At 63.8% G+C, this 22,457-nt stretch carries 24 protein-coding genes; 13 read left to right on the top strand and 11 right to left on the bottom strand.

Annotation, left to right across the window (positions count from 1 at the left end; translation table 11 throughout):
* Positions 1-10: 10 nt before the first annotated feature.
* The 4 genes from ACNAOU_RS16450 to ACNAOU_RS16435 all read left to right on the top strand — a co-directional run bounded on the left by ACNAOU_RS16450 (position 11) and on the right by ACNAOU_RS16435 (position 4,666).
* A complete protein-coding gene (locus tag ACNAOU_RS16450; RefSeq protein WP_422757238.1) occupies positions 11-955 on the top strand; it encodes a carbohydrate ABC transporter permease in 945 nt (314 codons plus the stop codon).
* Positions 955-1,863: a carbohydrate ABC transporter permease gene (locus ACNAOU_RS16445; RefSeq protein ID WP_018776743.1), complete on the top strand. Its 909-nt coding sequence runs from the start codon at positions 955-957 to the stop codon at positions 1,861-1,863. The genes ACNAOU_RS16450 and ACNAOU_RS16445 overlap by 1 nt, the downstream gene beginning before the upstream one ends.
* A gap of 78 nt (positions 1,864-1,941) precedes the next feature.
* Positions 1,942-3,696 (top strand): glycoside hydrolase family 13 protein, encoded by a 1,755-nt coding sequence (locus ACNAOU_RS16440; protein ID WP_055971610.1) that lies wholly within the window; start codon positions 1,942-1,944, stop codon positions 3,694-3,696.
* 52 nt (positions 3,697-3,748) lie between these two features.
* Positions 3,749-4,666: an aldo/keto reductase gene (locus ACNAOU_RS16435; protein WP_039242560.1), complete on the top strand. Its 918-nt coding sequence runs from the start codon at positions 3,749-3,751 to the stop codon at positions 4,664-4,666.
* Between the two features lie 108 nt (positions 4,667-4,774).
* Here ACNAOU_RS16435 and ACNAOU_RS16430 read toward each other — a convergent pair whose 3' ends face one another.
* The 4 genes from ACNAOU_RS16430 to ACNAOU_RS16415 are packed head-to-tail and all read right to left on the bottom strand — an operon-like array spanning position 4,775 to position 8,607.
* On the bottom strand, positions 4,775-5,713 hold the full coding sequence (locus ACNAOU_RS16430; protein WP_110503818.1) for a TauD/TfdA dioxygenase family protein: 939 nt from the start codon (positions 5,711-5,713) through the stop codon (positions 4,775-4,777).
* Positions 5,714-5,768: 55 nt separating this feature from the next.
* Complete coding sequence (locus tag ACNAOU_RS16425) at positions 5,769-6,689, bottom strand: ABC transporter permease (protein WP_422757237.1); 921 nt, start codon at positions 6,687-6,689, stop codon at positions 5,769-5,771.
* Positions 6,689-7,576 carry an ABC transporter ATP-binding protein gene (locus ACNAOU_RS16420; protein WP_354626933.1) on the bottom strand — a complete coding sequence of 296 codons (888 nt, stop codon included), beginning with the start codon at positions 7,574-7,576 and terminating at the stop codon, positions 6,689-6,691. Before ACNAOU_RS16420 ends, ACNAOU_RS16425 begins: the two co-directional genes overlap by 1 nt.
* Positions 7,577-7,578: 2 nt before the next feature.
* On the bottom strand, positions 7,579-8,607 hold the full coding sequence (locus ACNAOU_RS16415) for an ABC transporter substrate-binding protein (RefSeq protein ID WP_422757236.1): 1,029 nt from the start codon (positions 8,605-8,607) through the stop codon (positions 7,579-7,581).
* A 391-nt stretch (positions 8,608-8,998) separates the two neighbouring features.
* Here ACNAOU_RS16415 and ACNAOU_RS16410 point away from each other — a divergent pair, with 391 nt between their 5' ends.
* The 7 genes from ACNAOU_RS16410 to ACNAOU_RS16380 all read left to right on the top strand — a co-directional run bounded on the left by ACNAOU_RS16410 (position 8,999) and on the right by ACNAOU_RS16380 (position 14,483).
* The gene (locus tag ACNAOU_RS16410; protein WP_018776736.1) at positions 8,999-9,862 is read left to right on the top strand and encodes an HpcH/HpaI aldolase/citrate lyase family protein; all 864 of its coding nucleotides are present in this window, start codon (positions 8,999-9,001) and stop codon (positions 9,860-9,862) included.
* Positions 9,863-9,881: 19 nt separating this feature from the next.
* Positions 9,882-10,799 carry a DUF2797 domain-containing protein gene (locus ACNAOU_RS16405; protein ID WP_055971621.1) on the top strand — a complete coding sequence of 306 codons (918 nt, stop codon included), beginning with the start codon at positions 9,882-9,884 and terminating at the stop codon, positions 10,797-10,799.
* Positions 10,800-10,894: 95 nt separating this feature from the next.
* Positions 10,895-11,119: a DUF3188 domain-containing protein gene (locus ACNAOU_RS16400; RefSeq protein WP_422757235.1), complete on the top strand. Its 225-nt coding sequence runs from the start codon at positions 10,895-10,897 to the stop codon at positions 11,117-11,119.
* A 54-nt stretch (positions 11,120-11,173) separates the two neighbouring features.
* Complete coding sequence (locus ACNAOU_RS16395) at positions 11,174-11,623, top strand: MaoC family dehydratase N-terminal domain-containing protein (protein ID WP_018776733.1); 450 nt, start codon at positions 11,174-11,176, stop codon at positions 11,621-11,623.
* A 2-nt stretch (positions 11,624-11,625) separates the two neighbouring features.
* The gene (locus ACNAOU_RS16390; protein ID WP_018776732.1) at positions 11,626-12,063 is read left to right on the top strand and encodes a MaoC family dehydratase; all 438 of its coding nucleotides are present in this window, start codon (positions 11,626-11,628) and stop codon (positions 12,061-12,063) included.
* Between the two features lie 53 nt (positions 12,064-12,116).
* Positions 12,117-13,406, top strand: a complete 1,290-nt coding sequence (locus ACNAOU_RS16385) for an MFS transporter (RefSeq protein WP_018776731.1) — start codon at positions 12,117-12,119, stop codon at positions 13,404-13,406.
* A gap of 9 nt (positions 13,407-13,415) precedes the next feature.
* Positions 13,416-14,483: a UDP-N-acetylmuramate dehydrogenase gene (locus ACNAOU_RS16380; RefSeq protein WP_422757234.1), complete on the top strand. Its 1,068-nt coding sequence runs from the start codon at positions 13,416-13,418 to the stop codon at positions 14,481-14,483.
* 87 nt (positions 14,484-14,570) lie between these two features.
* Here ACNAOU_RS16380 and ACNAOU_RS16375 read toward each other — a convergent pair whose 3' ends face one another.
* Positions 14,571-15,050 (bottom strand): hypothetical protein, encoded by a 480-nt coding sequence (locus tag ACNAOU_RS16375; protein ID WP_018776729.1) that lies wholly within the window; start codon positions 15,048-15,050, stop codon positions 14,571-14,573.
* Between the two features lie 85 nt (positions 15,051-15,135).
* On the opposite strand from ACNAOU_RS16375, the gene ACNAOU_RS16370 reads away from it, so the two are divergent.
* Together ACNAOU_RS16370 and ACNAOU_RS16365 are read left to right on the top strand one after the other, a co-directional pair.
* On the top strand, positions 15,136-16,257 hold the full coding sequence (locus ACNAOU_RS16370) for a winged helix DNA-binding domain-containing protein (RefSeq protein WP_422757233.1): 1,122 nt from the start codon (positions 15,136-15,138) through the stop codon (positions 16,255-16,257).
* 504 nt (positions 16,258-16,761) lie between these two features.
* Entirely contained in the window at positions 16,762-17,451 is a 690-nt protein-coding gene (locus tag ACNAOU_RS16365) for a DUF559 domain-containing protein (RefSeq protein ID WP_235503006.1), read from the top strand.
* A gap of 19 nt (positions 17,452-17,470) precedes the next feature.
* Here ACNAOU_RS16365 and asd read toward each other — a convergent pair whose 3' ends face one another.
* From asd to ACNAOU_RS16335, 6 genes are all read right to left on the bottom strand, one after another.
* On the bottom strand, positions 17,471-18,613 hold the full coding sequence (gene asd, locus ACNAOU_RS16360) for an aspartate-semialdehyde dehydrogenase (protein ID WP_055971632.1): 1,143 nt from the start codon (positions 18,611-18,613) through the stop codon (positions 17,471-17,473).
* A gap of 95 nt (positions 18,614-18,708) precedes the next feature.
* The gene (locus ACNAOU_RS16355) at positions 18,709-18,942 is read right to left on the bottom strand and encodes an NF038396 family protein (protein ID WP_018776726.1); all 234 of its coding nucleotides are present in this window, start codon (positions 18,940-18,942) and stop codon (positions 18,709-18,711) included.
* A gap of 2 nt (positions 18,943-18,944) precedes the next feature.
* A complete protein-coding gene (locus ACNAOU_RS16350) occupies positions 18,945-19,562 on the bottom strand; it encodes a dihydrofolate reductase (protein ID WP_079580765.1) in 618 nt (205 codons plus the stop codon).
* The gene (locus ACNAOU_RS16345; protein ID WP_052247255.1) at positions 19,559-20,320 is read right to left on the bottom strand and encodes a thymidylate synthase; all 762 of its coding nucleotides are present in this window, start codon (positions 20,318-20,320) and stop codon (positions 19,559-19,561) included. The genes ACNAOU_RS16350 and ACNAOU_RS16345 overlap by 4 nt, the downstream gene beginning before the upstream one ends.
* 35 nt (positions 20,321-20,355) lie before the next feature.
* Entirely contained in the window at positions 20,356-20,766 is a 411-nt protein-coding gene (locus ACNAOU_RS16340; RefSeq protein WP_064721582.1) for a GntR family transcriptional regulator, read from the bottom strand.
* Positions 20,763-22,406, bottom strand: a complete 1,644-nt coding sequence (locus tag ACNAOU_RS16335; protein WP_422757232.1) for a hypothetical protein — start codon at positions 22,404-22,406, stop codon at positions 20,763-20,765. The genes ACNAOU_RS16340 and ACNAOU_RS16335 overlap by 4 nt, the downstream gene beginning before the upstream one ends.
* Positions 22,407-22,457: the final 51 nt, after the last annotated feature.

Here is a 22,457-nt window from a genome sequence, read left to right as displayed (position 1 = left end):
AGGGAGTCACATGTCCAGCATGACCACGTCATCCACATCCACCACGTCCGGCCAAGGGCAAGCCCGCCGGCAAAAGACCGGCCCCGCACTGCGTAGCAAGCGCCGGGTGGAACCCATCTTCTACTTGTTCCTGGTGCCGAGCCTGGTCCTGTTCACCCTGGCCATCACGGTTCCCGGCATTGTCGGCATCTTCTTCAGCTTCACCGACTCCATCGGATTCGGGGACTGGGACTTCGTCGGCCTCACCAACTACATCGCGATCTTCAGTGATCCTGCCATCCTGCAGAGCTACCTGTTCACGTTCGGTTTTTCGATCGTCACGGTAATCGCCGTCAACCTGGTTGCCTTCCTGCTGGCTGTGGGACTGACCGCGCGCATCCGGATGAAGACAGCGCTGCGGACGGTCTTCGTTATTCCGATGGTGGTCTCCGGCATCATCATCGCTTACGTCTTCAACTTCCTGTTCTCGAATTCCCTGCCCGCGGCCGGCGCTGCGGCTGGAATCCCGTGGTTGGAAAACAGCCTGCTGGCCAACCCGGACCTCGCTTGGGTCGCGGTGGTGCTGGTGACTGCCTGGCAGGCCGTTCCGGGAGCATTGCTGATCTACATCGCGGGGCTGGTGGCCGTGCCGGGGGATGTCTACGAGGCCGCCGAGATCGATGGTGCCGGAAAGTTCCAGCAGCTGACAAGGATCACGCTTCCACTCGTTGCCGGCTATGTGGTAATCAACGTCATCCTCGGTTTCAAGGGCTTCCTGAACGCCTTCGACATCATTGTGGGGCTGACGAACGGTGGCCCGGGAACCTCCACCAGAAGCATCGCCATGACAGTGATTGCGGGCTTCAATGGCGGGGACTACGCCTACCAAATGGCCAACGCCACGATCTTCTTCGTGGTCGCCATCCTGATCTCTCTCCTTCAGCTTTCGCTGACTCGCGGACGGAACGCACTCTGATGACCACTCAAGCCACCCTCACCATTGATGACACCCAACGCGGGACCGGTACCCGGACCGACCGGCGGAAGAAAGCTGCTCCGTCCCCGGAGCGCGTCAACTGGCCGGCAACCACCATCCTTGTGCTGTGTGCGGTGACTGTCCTGCTGCCCCTGTATGTGACGATCTCAATGGCCTTCAAGACCCAGGGGCAGGCAGTGGACGGCAACGCATTTTCCCTTCCCGCACCGTTCAGCATTGACGGCTTTGTCCAGGCATGGACCTTGACGAATTTCCCGGTGGGCGCTGCGATGTCGTTGCTGGTCACGGCGGGGACCGTCGTGGCTACCATCGTCCTGGCTGCCTTTGCCTCATATGCAATCGTGCGCAACTGGGAACGCCGGTTCTTCAGGTACTCGTTCTTCTACCTGCTGGGTGCCATGTTCATTCCGTTCCCGGTGGTTGCCCTCCCGCAGATCCAACTCACGGGCCGCCTCGGACTGGACAACCCTTTCGGCGTCATCCTCTTGGCTACCATGTTCCAGCTGAGCTTCAGCGTGCTGCTCTTCACGGCGTTTCTGCGTTCAATCCCCATGGAACTTGAAGAGAGCGCCAGGATTGACGGAGCCACCACGTGGCAGACCTTTTGGAAGCTGATCTTCCCGCTCCTGGCACCCATGAGCGCCACAGTAGGGATCTTTGCCTTCCTCTATGCGTGGAATGACTTCATGATGCCGTCGCTGATCATTTCGGATCCGGCGCTGCAGACGCTTCCGGTCCGGCAAAACCTGTTCCAGACCCAATTCAGCAACAACTACCACGTGTCTTTTGCCTCGTACCTGATGGCGATGGCACCGGCAATCATTGCCTACCTTTTCACGCAGAGGTGGGTCATGGCCGGTGTCACCCAAGGCGCCGTCAAGGGCTAGGCCAAATATTGACCTTCCGCGACCGGCGTTTCATACTGGTCCCGGAGCTAAATTTAGATTCTAAATCAAAGGAGTTTCGTGAGCACCTCCGCCACTCAGGCACACCGAACCGACGCAGACCGCATGTCCGATCCCAACTGGTGGCGCCAGGCGGCTGTCTACCAGATCTACCCGCGTAGCTTTTATGACGCGAACGGAGACGGTCTGGGCGACATCAAGGGCATCACGGCCAAGGTTCCCTACCTGAAGGAACTGGGGATCGACGCCGTCTGGCTGAGCCCGTTCTATCCGTCAGCGCTCGCCGACGGCGGATACGACGTCGACGACTACCGCAACGTGGACCCGAAGCTCGGGACGCTCGAGGACTTCGACGAGATGGCAGCTGCCCTGCACGCAGCCGGCATCAAGATCGTGGTGGACATCGTTCCCAACCACTCCTCCGACCGTCACGAATGGTTCAAGGAAGCCCTGGCATCGCCCAAGGGCTCAGCGGCTCGCGAACGCTACATCTTCCGTGACGGCAAGGGCGAGAACGGCGAGTTGCCGCCGTCGGACTGGGACTCGGTGTTTGGCGGACCCATCTGGGAACGGATCACCGAACCCGACGGCACCCCGGGGCAGTGGTACCTGCACATCTTCGCCAAGGAGCAGCCGGACTTCAACTGGGAGAACCCGGAGATCCGGGAGGACTTCCTGAAGACCCTGCGCTTCTGGTCGGACCGCGGCGTGGATGGTTTCCGCATCGACGTAGCCCACGGCATGGCCAAAGACCTTTCCGAGCCGCTGCCCATGAAGGCGGACCTTGAGGCAAAGGCCCACGGCACCGACGGCTTCATTGACGGTTCCCACCCGTTCTGGGACCGCGACGAAGTCCACGAGGTGTACGCCGAGTGGCGCAAGCTTTTCAACGAGTACAACCCGCCGCGCACCGCTGTGGCCGAGGCCTGGGTCCACGAGTCCCGCCGTGCCCGTTACGCCAGCCCGGAAGGTCTCGGCCAGGCATTCAACTTCGACCTGCTGCAGTCCGACTTTGATGCCGCGTCGTTCAAGAAGATCATCACGGACAATCTGGTGGCCGCCAAGGAGTCCGGAGCTTCATCCACGTGGGTCTTCTCCAACCACGACGTCGTCCGGCACGCCACACGCTACGGCCTGCCCAAGGGTGGTTCCGTGGCGCAGGGAACCAACGCGGCGCAGGACATCACGGGCGGAGAGCCCAAAGGCCAGGACGGAAAAGGCTGGCTGCTGGCCGGCGCGCCGGCCGAGGAGCTCGACGTCGAACTCGGCTTGCGTCGCGCCCGCGCGGCGACGCTCCTGCTGCTTGCGCTTCCGGGCTCCGCTTACCTGTACCAGGGGGAGGAACTGGGTCTTCGCGAAGTAACGGAAATCCCCGACTCCGAACGCCAGGACCCCTCGTTCTTCAGGAACCCGGGCGTGGAGATCGGCCGCGATGGTTGCCGTGTCCCGTTGCCGTGGACTGCGGAGGGCTCCTCCTTCGGCTTCGGTACCGGCCAGGCGCACCTGCCCCAGCCCGAATGGTTCGCGGACTACGCCGTAGCAAAGCAGGAAGGCGTCGAGGGTTCCACCCTGGAACTGTACCGGCGGGCACTACGTCTGCGCAGTGAACTGCAAACGGATGAAGAACTCGAGTGGGTGGAGACCGGCAACGCCGAGGTGCTGCACTTCAGCCGGCCCGGCGGATGGCACACGGTCACGAACTTCGGCGGGGAGCCCGTTGACCTGCCGGAAGGTGAGCTTGTCGTCGCAAGCGGTCCGTTGGACAACGGAAAGCTGCCGTCCGACACCACGGCCTGGATCGTTGCCAAGGCCTAAAGGAGCCACATTGACCAATGCGAACGGGCGGGGACGCCTCATCTATGGCTGCATGGGGCTCGGCGGTCCTTGGGACGGCACGTCCTACGGTGCTGCCGAGATTGACCAGGCCGCCGCCGTGATGGACGCTGCACAGGGCATCGGGATAAGCCTTTTCGACCATGCGGACATTTACCGCAACGGAAAGTCCGAGGCCGTGTTCGGCGAAGTCCTCGCCCGTTCGCAGGGTCTGCGCGAAAAGATCACGCTCCAAACCAAGTGTGGAATCAGGCTGGGGGAGCGGGGCCTGCAAACGCACTACGACCTGAGCCGTGAAGCAATTCTCGAACGGGTCAACGAAAGCCTGAAACGCCTTCAAACGGACTACGTGGACGTCCTGCTCCTTCACCGGCCGGATCCTTTGATGGACGCGCGCGAGGTAGCTGACGCCGTCGGGCAGTTAATGGCCGAAGGCAAGGTGCGGCAATTGGGTGTGTCCAACATGTCCGGCGCTCAGATCGCTTTCCTGCAGGACGCGCTGGAGACTCCCATCGTGGCCAACCAGCTTGAAATGAGCCTGCTTCGCAGCGACTGGCTGGAGAGCACCGTGCTGGTCAATCATCCCGGGGATGCGGGCTACAGCTTCCCGCACGGAACCTTGGAGTACTGCATGTCCCACGGGATCGAGCTGCAGGCCTACGGTTCCCTGGCCCAGGGGCGTTATACAGGTGCGAAGTCCGGTGACCTGTCCCTGGCTGAGTCGGCAACAGCGACGATGCTCGAAGAACTGGCCGGCGTGCATGGCACAACCCCTGAATCGGTGCTGCTTGCCTGGCTGATGAAACACCCGGCCCGCATCTCGCCGGTGGTTGGAACGACCAATCCCGCCCGGATCACAGCGTGCGCCGACGCGGCCGCAGTGGCCAAGGATATGACCCGGGCGCAGTGGTATGGCCTGTGGACAACGGCGCGCGGAAGCAACCTCCCCTAACCCGGACTGACCTTAACCCGGACTGAGTCGCAACCGGGATCGTTCCCGGCGTTCGGAACGATCCCGACTGCGACTCAGCCGGGTTAAAACAGCAACACATACAGGCCCCTACGAAACGGCAGGCGCAGCCACCGGAGCGACTACGGAGTACGTGCTTGAGTCGCCCTGGAGCGCCTGGCTCGGCTTGCCTTCGATGCTGAGCGGGATGTCACCGGCAATGGTCACCCGGTTGAGCTTGCGCGGCTGGCCGTCGTAGTTGTCCGGTGCGTAGTGCTGTGTGATGCGGTTATCGAACAGGACCACCTGGTTCGGCTCCCAATTCACCCGGACCACGTTCTCCGGACGTGTCACATACGCCTGCAGCAGACGGATGATGTCCTTCGACTCGGTGTTGGACAAGCCCACGATCCTGAGCCGTTGCGCGAAGCCCCCAATGAACAATCCGCGCTCGCCGGTCAAAGGGTGGACCCGCACTACAGGGTGGGCCGTCTCGAACTTCAACCGGGTGAATTCCTTGCGGCGTTCCTCGGCGTTCTGGTGTTCCAGGTTCTTGGGCACCGAGTAGTCGTAATCGTTGGTGTGGATGGCCCACAGGGAATCGGCGAAGGTGCGCAGCTCATCGGGGAGGTCCTGGTACGCGCCGGCCGAGGACGCGATCAGGGTCTCGCCGCCATAGGCGGGCAGGTCGATGCTGCGCAACGTGGAAGCCTGCGGCGGGTTGACCACGAAAGTGACGTCCGTGTGCCAGTTGTTGGCCGAGCCGTTCTCGCTGTCCACGGGAAGGACGTTCTCTTCGCCCTCCACCGATGCCACTGTCGGGTGCGCCTTGGTGAGCGGGCCGAAGTGCGAAGCGAACTTCACCTGTGCCTCATCGCTGAGGATGTTCGCCTCCCGGAACACCAGCGCCTTGTGTTCGTTGAGCGCTGCCCGGATCTGCGCAACAGTGTCCTCGCTGAGGTCTCCGCTGATGTCCAGCCCGCGGATTTCGGCGCCGATGCGTGAACCGAGTTTGGCGAATTCGAGCTTGGTTTCGGTAATGACGGTCATGGTTCTGTTTCCTTACTTATTGTGATGGTTGCGGCGGATGCCGCGGGGGTGGTTTCTAGGAAGCTGCGGCGCCCACGGCGGTCCGCCAACGGGAGAAGTGCCGTTCAAGTCCGACCAGCAGGAAGTTCGCGCCGAGTCCCAGCAAGGACACCGTGAGGATGCCCGCGTACATGTCCGGGATCAGGAAGCTGCTCTGCGCGTTCACGATCAGGTAGCCCAAACCGGCCTTGGCGCCCACCATTTCAGCAGCAATCAGGACCAGGATGGACGCGGTGCCGGCCATGCGGATGCCCGTGAAGATCGTGGGAACGGCAGAGGGAAGGATGACCTTCTGGAACAGCCGGAAGCTGTTGAGCCCCAGCGACCGTGCAGCCCTGATCAGCAGCGGGTCCACGGTCTTCACACCGGCGATCGTGTTCAGGAGGACCGGGAAGAACGCAGCGTACGCCACGATGCTGATCTTGGATTCCTCGCCAATGCCCAGCAGCAGCGTGAACACCGGCAGCAAGGCCAGCGCTGCCGTGTTCCTGAACAGCTCCAGCAAAGGGTTCAGCACCGAGTTCAGTCGTCCGTACCAGGCGATGAGGAGGCCCAGCGAAACGCCCGCCACCAGGGCCGCGCCGAAGCCGGCTACCGAGCGGGTCAGGCTGGCCGCGATATGGCCCTGGATGGTCCCGGATTCGAACAGCTTTCCCCACGCCAGCAGGACCTCATGCAGCGGAGGCAGGAACACCCGCGTCGATGGACTCGCCAGGTACGTCGGCCCCAGCTCCCACAGCGCCAGGAACGCCACGATCGCTGCGGACTTCCACAAGCCCGAGCCCAGCGCCGCGGTGACCCGCCGGACCCGGCCGGCTGCCGGCGTCGAACGTTCTGTGTGGGGGTCCTGCGTGCGGGAAGGTGCGACGGCGGTCCTCGCACCGGCCACAACGCCGGCCTGGGGTGCCGCTTCTTTTTGCGTAAGCGTGGTGGTCATCAGGCTGCGCTCCTTTCGGGGATGGTGGCGGGTTCGTCAGGGGCGCTGCCGTCGGGCAGGATCTTGCGGTGGCCCGCGTCCTGTGCCCGGCGGACTTCGTCGTGCAGCAGGGTCCATACCTGATGGCGGTGCTCCACGAATGCGGGGTGGGAACGGATGTCCTCGTCGCCCTCCCGGTCCGGGATATCGATGTCCACGATTTCCTTGAGGCGTCCCGGGCGGGCGCTGAGCACGGCAACGCGCTCGCCGAGGTACACGGCTTCGTCGATGCCGTGGGTGATGAACACGATCGTCTTGCCCGTGGCCTTCCAGATCCTGAGGAGCTCGTCCTGGAGTTGCTCGCGGGTCTGCGCGTCCAGGGCTGCGAACGGCTCATCCATCAGCAGCACATCCGGCTCGTAGGCCAGGCTCCGGGCGATGGCTACACGCTGCTTCATGCCGCCGGACAGCTCGTGCGGGTAGCGGTCCTCGAAGCCCGCCAGGCCCACCAGCGCCAGGTACTCGCTGGCTTTCGCGGCGCGCTCACGGCGATTCAGTTTCCTGCCATCCGGGCCGGCTCCTTCAAGCCCGATCGACACGTTGGCCGAGGCCGTGCGCCAAGGGAACAACGCGTACTGCTGGAACACCACGGCCCGGTCCTTGCCCGGTCCGGTCACTGCCTTGCCGTCCACCAATACCTCTCCCGAGGTGGGCGTGGAAAGCCCGGCAAGCAGGTCCAGAAGTGTGGTCTTGCCCGAACCGCTGGGCCCCACCAAGGTGAGGAATTCGCCGTCGCGGACATCCAGGCTGAGGGAATCGATGGCTGTGAGCGTCGTCGCGGGAGTGGACTTCGAGGCCCGGACCGTAAATTGTTTGCTGACGTTCCTGAGGCTGATCTTCGCGGTCATGGTCATCCCTTCTTCGCAGCGGCGAGATCGTTGAAGTCGTTGGTGTAGTACTTGGACGGCGTCAGCTTGTCCTTGACGATTCCGGCCGAGTTCAGCCACGCCTCCCACCGCGTGACGTCCTGGTCCTGGATCACGCCTGCATCCGGCACGCCGGGGCTCTTCCAGAACTTCAGGTTTGCCGTGCTTTCGTTGCGTCCGCGACTTTCGATGATCTTGGTGAACCGGGCAATGACTTCATCACGCGGTGTTTCCGCAGCCCACTTGATGGCCTTGGCAACGCCCGTGGTGAAGGTGCGTGTGGTGTTCGGGTTCTTTTCAATGAAGTCGCTGCGGAGGACGATCTGGCCGCCGGCGAAGTTGCCGAAAAGTCCAACATCGCTGAACAGGGACCGCAGGCCGCCGGCCTCAATGGCCCGGTCCTGGAGGACACCGCCCAGGGTGCCAGCATCCACCTGTCCGCGGCGGATTGCTTCTTCCGTGTCGTTGGGGGCCAAAGGAACCAGCTGGACCTGCTTGATCTCGTCCTGGCTCAGGCCGTTCTTGGTCAGGTAGCTGTTGATGACGGCTTCATGGTGGGCGCCAAGGGTGTTGACCGCGATCTTTTTTCCGATCAGGTCACGGGGTTCCTTGATGGAGCTGTCCGCCTTGACGTAGTAGCCGCTGAAGGTTTTCTCATCCGAACCGTAGTAGTTGACCACAGCCTTGACGGGGGCTCCGGCCTCGATCAGCTTGACTACCGCGCCGGAGAAAGCGCCGCCGAAGTCTGTCTGGTTCGTCGCAGCGGACTGGATGTCCTGGGGACCGCTGGTGGTGTTACCCACCCAGTCGAGTTTCAGGTCGCCCAGGTATCCGAGGTCTGCCGCCAGTTCGGGGAAAGTCACGTTGTTGGCCGAGCCCTGGTACCGAAGATCTTTGACTTCGTTGCCAGGCTGGCCGCCTTGTCCGGCTTCGGCTGCACCGCCGCAGCCGCTCACCGTCAGCGCTAGTACGACGGCGGCCGCGACGCTCAGGAGGGGCAGATGCAGTTTCATGGGAGCTACTTTCGATGGGTTGGGGTGGGTTGGGTTGGGTGTCGGGTGAGCCGGCTAACGCAATGGCCGGGGACCTTGCGCAACGGCTTGGGAACGATGAAAGCCCATGGCGACGGCGTGTGGGAAGTGGCGCGGTAACGCCCGGAAACGCTGCGAAACAGCCCGAAACGGGGCGAAATCCTGAGCCACGTCCGGCAATCGGAGGACTCAAAGACGCCGTATTGAGTCCCGTGAACAACAGCGACAGGTGCGCCTGAAATGACTGGCGCGGACCGCCGTCGGACGTTCATACTGCGGGACTCCACAGTCATATGGGGTTTAGTTCGTATTGATCCTCACAAGGAGGCCGAATTCTTCGCCTAGCGGGCGGCAGGGCAGATACGGTAGATACATGACGTCTAGCATCGCCGCCGAATCCATTCGGCCCACCCGCAACATTCCCGCCGACATCGCCCGCTCATGGCTTCTTGTGAACGCGATGAAAACGGAGCTTTTCGACGAATCCGCGGGTTCGCGCGCTGACGCCATCATTCTTGACATCGAAGACGCCGTGGACCCGTCCCAGAAGGACGCTGCACGCGAGAACGTGGTGAACTGGCTGACCGCAGGTGGCCAGGCCTGGGTCCGCATCAACGATGCCACCAGCAAGTTCTGGGCCGACGACCTCGCAGGACTGCGCGGAACTCCCGGCTTGCTCGGCGTGATGCTGGCCAAGACCGAGTCCGCCGACCAGGTCACCGAGTCCTACCACCGTATGGACGGCAAGACTCCCGTTATTCCGCTGGTTGAGTCCGCCCTCGGCATCGAGGAAGCCAACAACATTGCCCGTGCGCAGGGAGCATTCCGGCTCGCGTTCGGTTCGGGCGACTTCCGCCGCGACACCGGCATGGCGGCCACCCCGGAAGCCATGGCGTACCCGCGGGCCAAGCTCGTCGTCGCCAGCCGCGTCGGCAACCTGCCGGGACCGATCGATGGCCCCACCGTCGGCACCAACCACCCCATCCTGCGCGAGCAGACCGGCATCACCGTGACCATGGGCATGACCGGCAAGCTTTGCCTGGCCATTGACCAGACCACTGTGATCAACGAGGTCATCAGCCCCACGCCGTCCGACGTCGCCTGGGCCACCGACTTCATGAACGACTTCGAAGCCAACGGCCGCGTGATCCGCGACGGCTCCGACCTCCCGCGCCTGGGCCGCGCCGAGAAGATCATGAAGCTCGCCGTCGCCTTCGGAGTCCAGCCTTCGCTGTAGGCATGCCGGTCAGGTAGATATGCTCGTCCACGGAGTCGTTTGGGACTCGTCCTCTGCGGCGTTGCGGCTTTGGTCGCCGGAGTCGGAGTTCACTGATGTTGCGTTGGCCCGGGGCTCAGCCCTGGGCCTGCGCGTTTCCCCGGGTTTGTGGTGCCTGGGCCACAGCAAAGTCCACGGCCCGGGAGAGCGCACGCACGTTCCCTGCCCCAGTGGCTCTCCTGCTGAACGGGGCAAGCAATGCGGGACCTGCTTCGCCCGCGATGATTCCCGGCTGATGCACGACTTCCACCGGGGCGGCTCCGTTCCCACGGGCCTCCGCGCGTACCTGATGCAACCGCATTGGCTCTACGTGGCTACCTTCGCGAACGGGGCTACCAAAATCGGTACCGCGTCGGCGCCGCGCAAATGGAACAGGCTCGCGGAGCAGGGAGCGGTTCACGCTTCCTACGTGGCCCATGCCGAAGATGGCCGTGTTGTCCGGGTCCTGGAGGACCTTGTGACCCGCGAGCTCGGCCTCGTGCAGCAGGTCCGTTCCGCTGCCAAGGTGGCCGGACTCGTGGAGCCGCGCGACGCCGTCGAGCTTTCAGCCGTGAACCGGCAGCACGCCGGGCGCGTGCGCAGCTTGCTCGGCGGGCTGGCCATGACCGGTTTTGCCGTTGTGGAGGAAGAGTGGGACAGGCCCGCCCTGGCCGACACCCTCTGCACTGTCCGTCCCGGCGGCGTGCGTCACCGCTACCCGGCAACGTTCGACGACGGCGGGCACGGTCTGCGGATCCACTCACTGTCCGGGGCGATCGCCTTGGCGGGCCTGCCGGACGCTGCAGGCAACGAGGTCGAGGGCAGCTTCGTTGCCGACCTGGGCGCCTTGAAGGGCCGCAAGATCGAATTCGGTCCGCACACTACCGAGATCCCGGCCTTGCAGGACTCGCTCTTCTGACCTCCCGTTGCGGCGAGGGGCGACATCCCGACCCTAAAAAGCGCTTCTTTCCCTTGAAAGCCAACCCCTCGCACCCACCCCGCTAGACTTGGACGGTGCTAGAACAATTCTGGGCCACCGCCTCCACCTCCTACAAAGCGCTGGTTTTCAGCGCCATGGGGCTGATCGCTGTGGGACTCATCCTGTCCATTGTTGGGAACACCACAGGGAACCAGGCGCTGGCCATGGCCTCTTTGCCCGTGATCGGTGTCGGCTTGATCCTGCACGTCACCGGAATGGTGGTCCGGGGCCACAAGATCCGCAAGAGCTACAAGAAGTAGCGTGCCCGCGGTTTTCACGCTGCCCGGGAAGCCGCCGCCCGATAGGGTTGGACCATGAGTATCAATCCGGACCTGCAGGGCCGCAGCTACCCTGCCGCAGAGGTTTACGACGTCGGCCGTGAAAAAATCCGCGAGTTCGCCAAGGCCGTGAAGGCCACCAACCCGGCGCACTTCGATGTTGAGGCAGCAAAGGCCCTGGGCCACAGCGACCTCGTGGCACCGCCAACGTTCGCCATTATTGTCGCCCAACGTGCCGATGCCCAACTGGTTGAGGATCCCGAATCGGGCATCGACTTCTCCCGGGTGGTCCACGCCGACCAGCGGTTCACGCACCACCGCGCGATCGTTGCCGGCGACCGTCTGGTAGCCGAGCTGCATGTCGACGGCGTCCGGGCCATGGGTGGGGGAGCGATGATCACCACACGCTCCGAAATCTCCACGGAAGCCGGCGAGAAGGTCGCCACCACCACCTCGTCCATTTTGGTCCGCGGAGAGGGACAGTAACCATGAGCCACACATTCGAAGAACTCAGCGTTGGCCAGGAGATCGGCACGCGGAGCATTCCCGTCACCCGCCAGGACCTGGTGAAGTACGCAGGAGCGTCGGGGGACTTCAACCCCATCCACTGGAACGAAGCGTTCGCTACTTCCGTGGAACTCCCGGGCGTCATCGCCCACGGCATGTTCACCATGGGCGCCGCAGTCCAGTTGGTGAGCGACTGGGCAGGCGACCCTGCCGCCGTCGTCGACTACCAGACGCGCTTCACCAAGCCGGTCCTGGTCGCCGACACAACCGGCACGGATGAGGCCGGCGCTGTCATTGACGTCACCGGCGTGGTGGGAGCGCTCGACGCCGATGCCCGCACCGCCCGCATCGACCTCACCGTGGTAGCGGCCGGACAGAAAGTCCTCATGAAGTCGCAGGCGGTTGTGAAGGTCTCTTGAACCAACAGAACACCACCCCACACGGCAGCAAACCGAGCGCCACTGCGACTGCGATGTTGCGGTGGCGCGCCGCTGTTCTGGCGTCCTATGCTGCCAGCGGGGTGGCCTTCGCTACCTGGGTGTCCCGGCTGCCGGCCATCCGGGACGGCCTGGACCTGACTCCGGGCGGCATCGGGCTGCTGCTGATGTGCATGACGGTGGCGTCCTTCATCTCGATTTCAGCCTCGGGCCTCATCGTGCTTCGGCTCGGTCCCAAGCTCACCACGAGAATCGGCAGCTGCATGGTGGGGGCGGGGCTGATTGTGGTCGGCATCGGGACCTCGCTTGCCGCCAATCCGTTGGTGGTTGCCGCAGGACTGGTGGTCCTCGGCCTGGGTACGGCAAGTTGGAATACTGCGTCCAATGTCGAGGGTGCGGCGCTTGAACGCGAACTTGAACGGCACATCATGCCGCACCTGCACGGCGCGTTCAGCCTGGGAACCGTGGCTGCGGCGGGCTTCGGGGCCTGGGCAGCTGCCGTGCACATGCCGGTGTTCTGGCACTTCCTGATTTCCGGCTTCGTGGTGACGGCCTCGGTGGTGACTGCCGGCTTCTGGTTCCGATCGGAAAAGACCGCCCAAGCCACCACTAAATTCAGCCCCCACGAGACCGATACCTTCCGGGACCCCTCCACGGGCCCGCTGCCTGTTATTACTCCAACGCCGGCCGGCCAAGAGGGCGGCAAGGCAACCGCACCGCTGGACAACAAACGGCTTGTGGCCCTCGCATGGCGTGACCGCCGGACGCTGCTGATCGGAGTCCTTGTCCTTGGCCTGGCTTTGGCTGAGGGTGCGGCGGGTGACTGGGTGGCTCTGGCACTGGCAGACGGGCACGGCCAAAGCGACGCAGCGGGCGCCGTAGGTTACGGGGTGTTCGTGACGTTCATGACCATCGGCCGCTTCACGGGGACAGTCATCCTCGACCGGTTCGGGCGGGTGCTGGTGATGCGCTGGTGCTCGGCCACCGCCGTCGTGGGTCTTGCGCTTTTCGTGTTTTCGCCGGTTCCGTGGCTTGCGTTCGTTGCGCTGGCGGTGTGGGGACTGGGCGCTTCGTTGGGCTTCCCCGTCGGAATGTCTGCTGCCGCCGATGATCCCGTTCATGCCGCCGCCCGCGTCTCCGTAGTGTCAACCATCGGCTACGGGGCGTTCCTGTGTGGTCCTCCGCTCCTTGGATTGCTGGCAGAGCACTTCGGCATCCTCCATTCGCTGCTGGCCCCTCTGGCGCTGTTGGTGGTCAGTTTCTTCCTGGCACCCCTGGCGGGCAAGCAAAAGGCCTCGTCGGTGGAGCCGGCCGATGCCCGTTAGGCTTGATTGGTGACCCAGATGCTTCTTTCAGACTTGACCACAGCTGCCGTCGGCGGCCCCGCAGGGAACTACATTGAAGCCCGCACCGAAGCCGAAATCATCGACGCCGTCCGCTCGGCAGACGCCGCGGGGGAGAAACTCCTGATCATTGGCGGCGGGTCCAATCTGCTGATCTCCGACGACGGTTTCCCCGGCACCGTGGTAAAAATCGCTTCCGAGGGCTTTACCGTGAACTCCGAGGACAGCTGCGGCGGTGTCTCCGTGGTGGTCCAGGCGGGCCACAACTGGGATGCGCTGGTGGAATATTCCGTGCTGCACGCGTGGTCAGGCTTGGAGGCGTTGTCCGGCATCCCGGGTGCCACGGGCGCCACCCCGGTGCAGAACGTTGGCGCGTACGGCGCGGACGTGTCACAAACCATTGCCGCGGTCCGGACGTGGGACCGGGAGCGCAACGCTGTCCAGACCTTCACCAATTCCGAGCTGAAGTTCGGCTACCGTGACTCAATCCTGAAGCAAACCACTGTTGAGGGATCCCCGCGCTACGTGGTCCTGACCGTGGAGTTCCAGCTGCCGTTGGGCCGGATGAGCGCCCCGGTCCGCTACGCGGAATTGGCCCGGGCGCTGGGCGTAGAGGCAGGCAAGCGTGCCTACTCGAACGACGTCCGCCGGGAAGTCCTGCGGCTCCGGGGATCCAAGGGCATGGTCCTGGACGCGTCCGATCGCGACACCTACTCCACGGGTTCCTTCTTCACCAACCCCATTGTCCCCGCCGACCAGGCGGCAGGGCTGCCGGAGAATTCCCCCAAGTATCCGGCCGGTTCAGACGGCCTGGTGAAACTCTCCGCTGCGTGGCTGATCGACCAGGCCGGATTCGGCAAGGGCTTCGGGCTGGAGGAGACCAGCGTTTCCGGGGGGAGGGCTTCCCTGTCCACCAAGCACACCCTGGCCATCACCAACCGAGGCTCGGCCTCCACGGAGGATATGCTCGCCATCGCGCGCGAGGTGAGGGCCGGCGTCGTCGAACGCTTCGGCATTGAACTGCACCCGGAGCCGCTGCTGATCGGCGCCAGCCTCTAATCCCCTCGCGTGTTCCCGCGAGGGGCAAGCTTTCGGGTGTATAGGGCGTGGCTTAGGGTTGAGATCCCGCCCCTCGGCGCGTGTGGGCTAGCGTGTGCGGCGTTCGGCGATTGGCAGCACCTTGTTGAGCAGCAGGAACGTGAGTCCGCAGCTGACCGATCCCAACAGGAAGATCTGGCTGAACGCGATGCTTTGCGGCGACGGGCCGCTGGGCATGAACACGCCGGCCGTGGCGAATCCCACCAAGCCGAGCAGCAGCACGATCGCTCCGAGGAGGAAGCTGCGGACCTGCGCTGCCGCGGCGGGGTAGTACCAGGGTTCCGGGGCGTCGTCGTGGCGATCCGCAAGGGGCTGGCTGGCCGCTGCCGTTCCGATCAGCAGCGCCGCCGCAGCGGTTGCCACCAAGCTGACGGTCTGGATGGCTTGCATGGAGGGGGAGAGGCTTACTCCCGTTCCCACCGCCACGATCAGCCCGGAGCCAAGTCCCACGAGCGTGCAGAACCAGCCGGCGGTTGCCAACCACCGGCTCAACGGCCGCACAAACGGAGCGAGATCACCAAAAAGCATGAATTCATCCTAGGAGCCGCTGCTGGGTGACGGCTGGGAGGCGCGGCAAGGTTCCCTGTACCTGCCGGTCCTTTTAGGATGAAGCATGCCTGCACCCCTCACCCCGCGCGTCCTGGGCCGCTTGCGGCTCGCTGCCCAAGGCCTGTTGGGTAACGGCCTTCCGAGCGTCCCCGATGCCGTCCGTTGGATGACCGCCATGCAGGCACAGGACCTTGGCGCTGCGCTGTGGGCGGTGGGGCAGCGGGTTCCCGGTATTGCGGCCTCCGACGTCCGGGCGGCCCTCGACGCCGGGACGGTGGTGCGTTCGTGGCCGATGCGCGGCACGTTGCATCTGCTGGCACCAGAGGACCTCCGTTGGATCCTGGGCATCACCAGTGGCCGCTTGATGAACATGGTGGCCGGGCGCCACCGGGAACTTGCCATCACGCCCGACGACATAGCCCACTGCCGGGACATCGCCTTCACAACTTTCGACACGCTCAAAACCGAAGGCGCGCCGGGCGCAAGCCGCGAGCAGCTTTTCCTCGCGTTCGAGGAGGCCGGCCAGCTCACCAAAGCCCAACGCGGCATCCACCTGCTCGGCAGCCTCTGCCAGCGTGCATGGCTGGTTCAGGGGCCCATGGCGGTGTCCAACGGCAAGGTGGGCGTGCAGCAGCTGTTTGTGCCTTTCGATGAATGGATCCACCAGTCACGGGAGCTGGACAGGGAGCAAGGCATAGCTGAGTTGCTCTTCCGCTATCTGAGGAGTCGCGGGCCGGCCACCATCAAGGATTTCTCGTGGTGGAGCCAGATCCCCTTGAAGGAGGCGCGGGCTGCCCTCGATACAGTCCGGGACGGCCTGGTTGAGCTGGAGTCCGGCGGCACCAGCTACTGGCTCTCGCCGGAGTCAGCTGCAATGCTCGACGACGGCGTCCCCGGCTCGCGCTCATTGCTGGCTCTTCCCGGGTTCGACGAATACCTGCTCGGCTACCAGGACCGGAGCCTGGTCCTTGCCCCTGAATTCGCGGAGTTGGTGGTCCCGGGAAAGAATGGCGTGTTCAAGCGGATCATCGTCTCCGGGGGTGAAGTGATCGGGACTTGGGCGAGGACGGCGAGTGGCAAGACCATCGGAGTCGAGCCTGAGCCGTTCTCGGGGACGTTGGGGCCGGCGGCGGAACGGTCGTTCCAGGCACAGGGCCGGGCCTACCTGAAGTTCATGGCCGGCTGACCTGCTCGCTACGCCTCAAAGTCGTTGTCGGCCCGCTGTTTCGTTGCAGCCCAACGACGTTGTTGCGGGTCCGCGACGTTATTAGGGGCTGCGCGCCAAGGGCCGTCTCCGCGCGGGCATGGTTTGATGCGGCACTTGTCCACATACGGCGGAAATGGGATGTCCTGACATCCTGGACCAACTCACGATGAATGCATGCAATCGCGAAAACTGGATGCACTAATAGCCGCCAATTGGCCTGACAGCACCATTGCTGTTACGTCGGACCTCGCAGGAAAAGGCTTGGGCGCCCGCGTGCTGACAGCGGGTGTGCGCTCCGGCAAGCTTATTCGGGTAAGACGGGGCGCATACGCCCGAAGCTCAGACTGGCGTCGCCGACCTCCCTGGGAGCAGGACCTGCTGAGAATCCAAGCACACCAGCTTAGTTCGCGCTCGGCCATTCTTTACAGCCATGCCAGTGCCGCGCGCCTGCATGGATGCGCACCGTGGGATGGTGGGCCCCTGGTGCACGTCACCACGCCGTTCTCGCCGGCCCAGACAAGTTCCGGGGAGGATGTACGGGCACATGGTGCAGCGCTGGAAGCTGCCGAGATTGTTGAGATCCTGACTCCTTGGGGGCGACCCGCCAGAGTGACGAGCCTGGAGCGCACTGTCGTCGATTGTGCCCGGACCCTGGAATTCGAACGGGCACTGGTGGTCGCAGACCAAGCCCTTCGCAGAGGGGCGGATCCGGTGTTGATTCAGGCTTATGTGGACGGGGGCCGGATCACGAGAGGCGCTCGACGCTTGCGGCGGGTGCTGGACGCAATGGATGGCCGTTCCGAATCTGTGGGCGAGACCCGGACGCGTGCTCTTTTGGAGAGGCTGGGAATCCCGGAAGCCGTGCTTCAGCTCGAAGTCGATACTCCCATCGGTCGCTACCGCGGAGACTTCGGATGGCCGGACAGCAAAGTTATTCTCGAGTTCGACGGCCGTACCAAGTACTTCGACTATGCGCCCACTGACGAGGTGGTCTTTCAGGAACGGAGACGTGAGAAAGCACTCAATGCATTGGGCTGGGACGTTATCCGAATCGAGTGGCAGGATCTCGGCAGGCCGTGGGAAGTGGAACGGCAAGTGAAGACTGCCTTGTCGAGGCCAGAACGTCGAAAACCCGCTGTTCCGTTGCAGGGCAACAACGGAACAGCGGGCTAGGGACGTGGCAATGCCTGGGTTAGAGCTTGCCCGTCACAATGTTGAGCATGCGGCGCAGGGGCTCGGCTGCGCCCCACAGGAGCTGATCGCCCACGGTGAAGGCGCTGATGTATTCCGGACCCATTTCGAGCTTGCGGATACGGCCCACGGGGATGTCCAGCGTGCCTGATGCCGCAACCGGGGTCAGGTCTGCCATGGAGGCTTCCTTGGTGTTCGGAACAACCTTGGCCCACTCGTTGTCCTTGGCCAGGAGGTTTTCGATCTCCGTCACAGACAGGTCTTCGCGCAGCTTCAGCGTGAGGGCCTGGGAGTGGGAACGCATGGCTCCGATGCGGATGCACAGGCCGTCCATGGCGATGTGGTCCTTGCCCGCGGTTCCGGTTCCGGTGCCGAGGATCTTGTTGGTCTCGACGCCGGCCTTCCACTCTTCCTTGGACTGGCCGTTGCCGAGGTCGGCGTCGATCCAGGGAATCAGCGAGCCCGCGAGCGGCACGCCGAACTGCGTGGCGTCAACCCCGGTGCGCTGGGTGGCAAGCACCTTGCGGTCGATCTCCAGGATGGCCGATGCCGGGTCGTCCAGTTCGCTGCTGACCTCGTTGTTGAGCGTGCCGAACTGGTTGAGGAGTTCGCGCATATGGCGCGCGCCACCGCCGGAAGCGGCCTGGTACGTCATGGACGTGCCCCACTCCACGAGGTTGTTCTTGAACAGGCCGCCGAGGCCCATGAGCATGCAGGAGACCGTACAGTTTCCGCCGATGAAGTCCTTCACGCCGCCGGAGAGTCCGGCGTCGATGACGTCGCGGTTGATGGGGTCCAGCACGATGATCGAGTCATCGTTCATGCGCAGGGTGGAGGCAGCGTCGATCCAGAGGCCGTCCCAGCCGCGGCTACGGAGTTCACCATGGACCTGCTTGGTGTAGTCGCCGCCCTGCGCGGTGACAATAATCGGCAGCTTGGCAAGCGTCTCAATATCGAACGCGTCCTCGAGCTTGCCTGCCCCCTCTGCAAAGGACGGGGCGGCACCTCCTGCGTTCGAGGTGGAGAAAAATACCGGGTTGATGTTGGCGAAGTCGTTCTCTTCCTGCATGCGCTGCATCAGGACTGAGCCGACCATGCCACGCCAACCGACCAGTCCAACGGACGGATTAGCTGCTGTAGTCATTCACCAAGTCTAAACTTTCGAAGCAAAGTGCCGCTGTTGGTTACGTCACGCACGCGAAGCACGACGCCGGCACCCGCCACAGTGATGCTGCTGACTCAGTCGCGGGGAGCCGGCAGTGCGTCCGACTCCTGCAGCAGGGCGGCCTTGCGCTTGCGCAGGGCAAAGAAAGCACCGAAGGTGAACACCTGCGTCACGACCACCAGGACGATGATTCCAACGATCTTGTTGCCGCCCAGGATCATGGTCAGGCCAACAATGGCTGAGAGCAGGGCGAAGAGCGGCAGCAGCATGTAGCCCAGTACGAACAGGGTTTCGGGTTTTTTCAGCATGCTTAGTCTTCCTGGCTTTTCTGGCTTGCGTTCCGGCGCCATGTAGTGAACCGGTAGTTGGTGCCGTTCTTGGCGGTGAGCCACCCTTCGGCGGGCGCCATGGTGTCAAAGGTCCAGTCATCGCCGAGTTCGGGCGCGTAGGTGTCACCCTCCACATCGGTGTCGATGATGGTGATGACCGCCAGGTTGGCGATACCCATGGACTGGCGGTAGATGTCGCCACCGCCGACAATCCACACCTTCTGGCCTCCGGGTGCAAACTGGGATTCCAGCAGTGCCTCGTCCAGGGAGGAAACCACGACGGCGCCCTGGGCCTCGGGCGTGGATGCCCACTTTTCGTTGCGGGTCACCACGATGTTGGTGCGGCCCGGAAGGGGACGGTACTTTTCCGGGAATGATTCCCAGGTCCGCCGGCCCATGATGACGGGGTGCCCGGTGGTGATCCGGCTGAAGTGCTTCATGTCTTCAGGCAGCTGCCACGGCATGGTCCCGTCCTTGCCGATGACGCCGGACTTGGTCTGCGCCCAAATCATGCCGATGCCGGTCATTCTGGCAGCGGTTTCCTGAGTGAAGATGACGCCGGGAAGCTGGGCCGGATCCTCGGAGGAAGGAGCGCTCATACCGCGATCGGTGCCTTGATGGTGGGGTGGTGGCGGTAGCCGACCACCTCGAAGTCGTCAACGGTGTAGTCGAAGATGGAGTCCGGCTTGCGGAGGATCTTCAGCTGCGGGTACTCGTACGGTTCACGGCTCAGCTGCTCCGCGACCTGCTCCACATGGTTGTCGTAGACGTGGACGTCGCCCCCGGTCCACACGAATTCGCCGGGTTCGAGGCCAAGCTGCTGGGCCACCATGAGCGTCAGGAGCGCGTAGGAGGCGATGTTGAAGGGGACACCCAGGAAAGTGTCGGCCGAGCGCTGGTACAACTGGCAGGAGAGCTTGCCGTCGGCAACGTAAAACTGGAAGAACGCGTGGCACGGCGGCAGCGCCATGTCCTTGAGTTCGGAAACATTCCATGCGGAGACGATGTGGCGCCGGGAGTCCGGGTTCGCGGCGAGGCTCTTCATCACTTCGGAGATCTGGTCGATGTGGCCGCCGTCGGGCGTGGGCCAGCTGCGCCACTGCACGCCGTAGACGGGGCCGAGTTCGCCGTCCGCGTCCGCCCACTCGTCCCAGATGGTCACTCCCTGGTCCTGCATCCACTTCACATTCGAATCCCCGCGCAGGAACCACAGCAGTTCCACGGCCACGGACTTGAAATGGACCCGCTTGGTGGTGATGAGAGGGAAGCTCCCGGCGAGATCGAACCTCAGCTGGCGGCCGAAAACGCTGCGCGTTCCGGTGCCGGTGCGGTCCGATTTGTGTGTGCCGTTGGCCATGACGTCGCGCAGGAGGTCTTCATACGGGGTGGGAATCACGGTTCAAGCTTACTTGTACCGTGCCCATTAACCGCCAGCCGTCCACGAAGAAGATCAATGAGCGTTGCGTCACCCACACCCGCGTCGCGGGCGGCCAGGATCAAGCCGTCGACGGCGGCGATCACCGCAGCGTCTCCGCCCGCCACGCGGTGCGGCGCCCGAGGCGGCCCGACGACGACAGTGCCGTTCCGGCGTCGTGATTCGATGACGCCGGACAGCTCAAGTTCCTTGTAGGCACGCGCTACCGTCCCTGCGGCGATGCCGAGGTCCGCGGCCAGGCTGCGCACTGTTGGCAGGCGGTTTCCAGGTTCCAGGACCCCGACGGCGATCAGGGAGCTGAGCTGCCGGCGGATCTGTTCGTAGGGCGGAACCGGGTCTGCGAGGTCGATGGAGATTCCGGCGGTCATGGCGTCGGCTGGTTCTGCTTGGGTTCGGTGCCCCTGGGAATCGCCCGGAAAAGGCTCCGGACAGGCGTAACCGCGACGACGACGGCAATGACTGCTACAACGACTCCTGTCATGTACACAGGACTCGGTCCCAGCTGATTGAAAGCCGGGAACAATGTTCCCCATGCTTCGGCGTTGCCAAGCATCATCACCGCTGACTGTGCCAGAAGGAAGGCTGCCAGGGTTCGGACAATCCGGTACATCGAAATGGCGCGCAGTGCGGCATCAAGCCCGCTCTCGTCCCCCACTTCGGGAAGACCTCGACGACGGCGCGTGGCCAGGATCGCGGCAGCGCCCATCAGTCCGACCCCCATCGTGAGAAAGAGGTTGGCGGGCCAGGCGGGTGGGCCGACCAGGAGTGATTGGCCTGTACCTGTAAGGACGAGCGTTACCGCAAAGACCGTGGCCGAAACAATGCTGAAGGTGAGCAACCCCTTGGACACCGGCTGCCGCGGCCAACCGAGGGGCACCTCCGGGTGGCCATAGTTGCGGGCGATCAGTAACTCGCCTGCGGCAATGGTGAGCAGGACCAGGACGGCAGACACGGTGACGACAATCGCCGGGGCAAGGGAGCGCTGGCCTTCTACCGGAATGAAACCGAACCAGAACACCAGTGTCACAAGCGGCAAGACGGCAGCGACTCCCAGGACCGCTCCGAGGGAAACGCTGAGTTTTGCTGCGCCGTGGGTGCGGGGATCGGCGCGGAGAGCAGTGCCGCTGATGGCTTTCGCCGATGCCTGAAGCGAAGGAAGGACCGGCACCTTCCACCACCACATGACCAGCAGCACAGCCATGTTGACAAGACCCAAAACGTTGAACCACGACGATTGCCACGTTGCCCCAGGCGTCGGGAGGGCGGCAAAATTTCCCGCGATGCTGGCGAGGCCTGCGGCGATGGTGGCAACGGTCCGCAGCAGCCTGTTGGCTGCAATGGCTCGAAGCGTGCGGTTGTCGTCGCTGCTTAGCGTCTCCAGTTGGCGCCGTCGTGCGATGAGTACCAGGACGAGCCAGGTCCCTGCAACCAAAACCACTAAGGCGCCACCAAGCCACCCGGCAAGTTCCGAACCCGCGATCCTTCCATCCTGGCCCTGGCCTGTGTAGACCGTCGTTCCTATTGATGATGGGGAAGCGGGGACGGGACGCACCGGAGCGTGAGCGGGCAGGGCTGCAATCGAGACTATGGCGGTACCGGCATAGGCAACGATCACGACTGTTGTCCAGGCGAGTTTCGCCGGGAGGAAATCGCGGATCCTGCGGACGGTGAGTTCAGCGTACCTTTGCGGGGATTTGGGGGCCGGGTAGCTCCACTGGCCCAAGGCATGGACCACCAAAGACGCGGCGATCGGCCAAGCCAGGGCCGCCAGGAGGTCTTCCGAGGTGAAGGGCGCATTTGATGAGGTCGGACTGGCCCGGATCACCCCCGCGCTCATGGCTCCTTGCAGGGAGCTGGCCATCCAGCCAATGATGCCGACCCACAGGCCGTGTGATGCCACAGAGGTGGCATCCGGCTTGGACCACACTTGTACCCGCAGGAACAGGTACACCAAGACGGCGCCCACGACGGGCCCCACCAAAAGCAACGGCGGCACATCAAAGGACACGGCAAAGACCCCCAAGTCTTAGAAACATTGTGTCAAGTATTTGATACAAAG

Origin of the sequence: Paenarthrobacter sp. C1, from assembly GCF_049315185.1 — a bacterium.
Lineage (GTDB): Bacteria > Actinomycetota > Actinomycetes > Actinomycetales > Micrococcaceae > Arthrobacter > Arthrobacter nicotinovorans.
The sequence above is the reverse complement of the archived record's forward strand: the minus strand, read 5'-3'. Positions and strand labels throughout refer to the sequence as shown.

Excerpts from the sequence above, each read along its gene's own strand:
- ACNAOU_RS16450 (WP_422757238.1), top strand. The coding sequence starts at position 11 with ATGTCCAGCATGACCACGTCATCCACATCCACCACGTCCGGCCAAGGG.
- ACNAOU_RS16445 (WP_018776743.1), top strand. The coding sequence starts at position 955 with ATGACCACTCAAGCCACCCTCACCATTGATGACACCCAACGCGGGACC.
- ACNAOU_RS16435 (WP_039242560.1), top strand. The coding sequence starts at position 3,749 with ATGGGGCTCGGCGGTCCTTGGGACGGCACGTCCTACGGTGCTGCCGAG.
- ACNAOU_RS16430 (WP_110503818.1), bottom strand. The coding sequence starts at position 5,713 with ATGACCGTCATTACCGAAACCAAGCTCGAATTCGCCAAACTCGGTTCA.
- ACNAOU_RS16425 (WP_422757237.1), bottom strand. The coding sequence starts at position 6,689 with ATGACCACCACGCTTACGCAAAAAGAAGCGGCACCCCAGGCCGGCGTT.
- ACNAOU_RS16420 (WP_354626933.1), bottom strand. The coding sequence starts at position 7,576 with ATGACCGCGAAGATCAGCCTCAGGAACGTCAGCAAACAATTTACGGTC.
- ACNAOU_RS16415 (WP_422757236.1), bottom strand. The coding sequence starts at position 8,607 with ATGAAACTGCATCTGCCCCTCCTGAGCGTCGCGGCCGCCGTCGTACTA.
- ACNAOU_RS16410 (WP_018776736.1), top strand. The coding sequence starts at position 8,999 with ATGACGTCTAGCATCGCCGCCGAATCCATTCGGCCCACCCGCAACATT.
- ACNAOU_RS16405 (WP_055971621.1), top strand. The coding sequence starts at position 9,882 with ATGCTCGTCCACGGAGTCGTTTGGGACTCGTCCTCTGCGGCGTTGCGG.
- ACNAOU_RS16395 (WP_018776733.1), top strand. The coding sequence starts at position 11,174 with ATGAGTATCAATCCGGACCTGCAGGGCCGCAGCTACCCTGCCGCAGAG.
- ACNAOU_RS16390 (WP_018776732.1), top strand. The coding sequence starts at position 11,626 with ATGAGCCACACATTCGAAGAACTCAGCGTTGGCCAGGAGATCGGCACG.
- ACNAOU_RS16385 (WP_018776731.1), top strand. The coding sequence starts at position 12,117 with ATGTTGCGGTGGCGCGCCGCTGTTCTGGCGTCCTATGCTGCCAGCGGG.
- ACNAOU_RS16375 (WP_018776729.1), bottom strand. The coding sequence starts at position 15,050 with ATGCTTTTTGGTGATCTCGCTCCGTTTGTGCGGCCGTTGAGCCGGTGG.
- ACNAOU_RS16370 (WP_422757233.1), top strand. The coding sequence starts at position 15,136 with ATGCCTGCACCCCTCACCCCGCGCGTCCTGGGCCGCTTGCGGCTCGCT.
- asd (WP_055971632.1), bottom strand. The coding sequence starts at position 18,613 with ATGACTACAGCAGCTAATCCGTCCGTTGGACTGGTCGGTTGGCGTGGC.
- ACNAOU_RS16355 (WP_018776726.1), bottom strand. The coding sequence starts at position 18,942 with ATGCTGAAAAAACCCGAAACCCTGTTCGTACTGGGCTACATGCTGCTG.
- ACNAOU_RS16350 (WP_079580765.1), bottom strand. The coding sequence starts at position 19,562 with ATGAGCGCTCCTTCCTCCGAGGATCCGGCCCAGCTTCCCGGCGTCATC.
- ACNAOU_RS16345 (WP_052247255.1), bottom strand. The coding sequence starts at position 20,320 with ATGGCCAACGGCACACACAAATCGGACCGCACCGGCACCGGAACGCGC.
- ACNAOU_RS16340 (WP_064721582.1), bottom strand. The coding sequence starts at position 20,766 with ATGACCGCCGGAATCTCCATCGACCTCGCAGACCCGGTTCCGCCCTAC.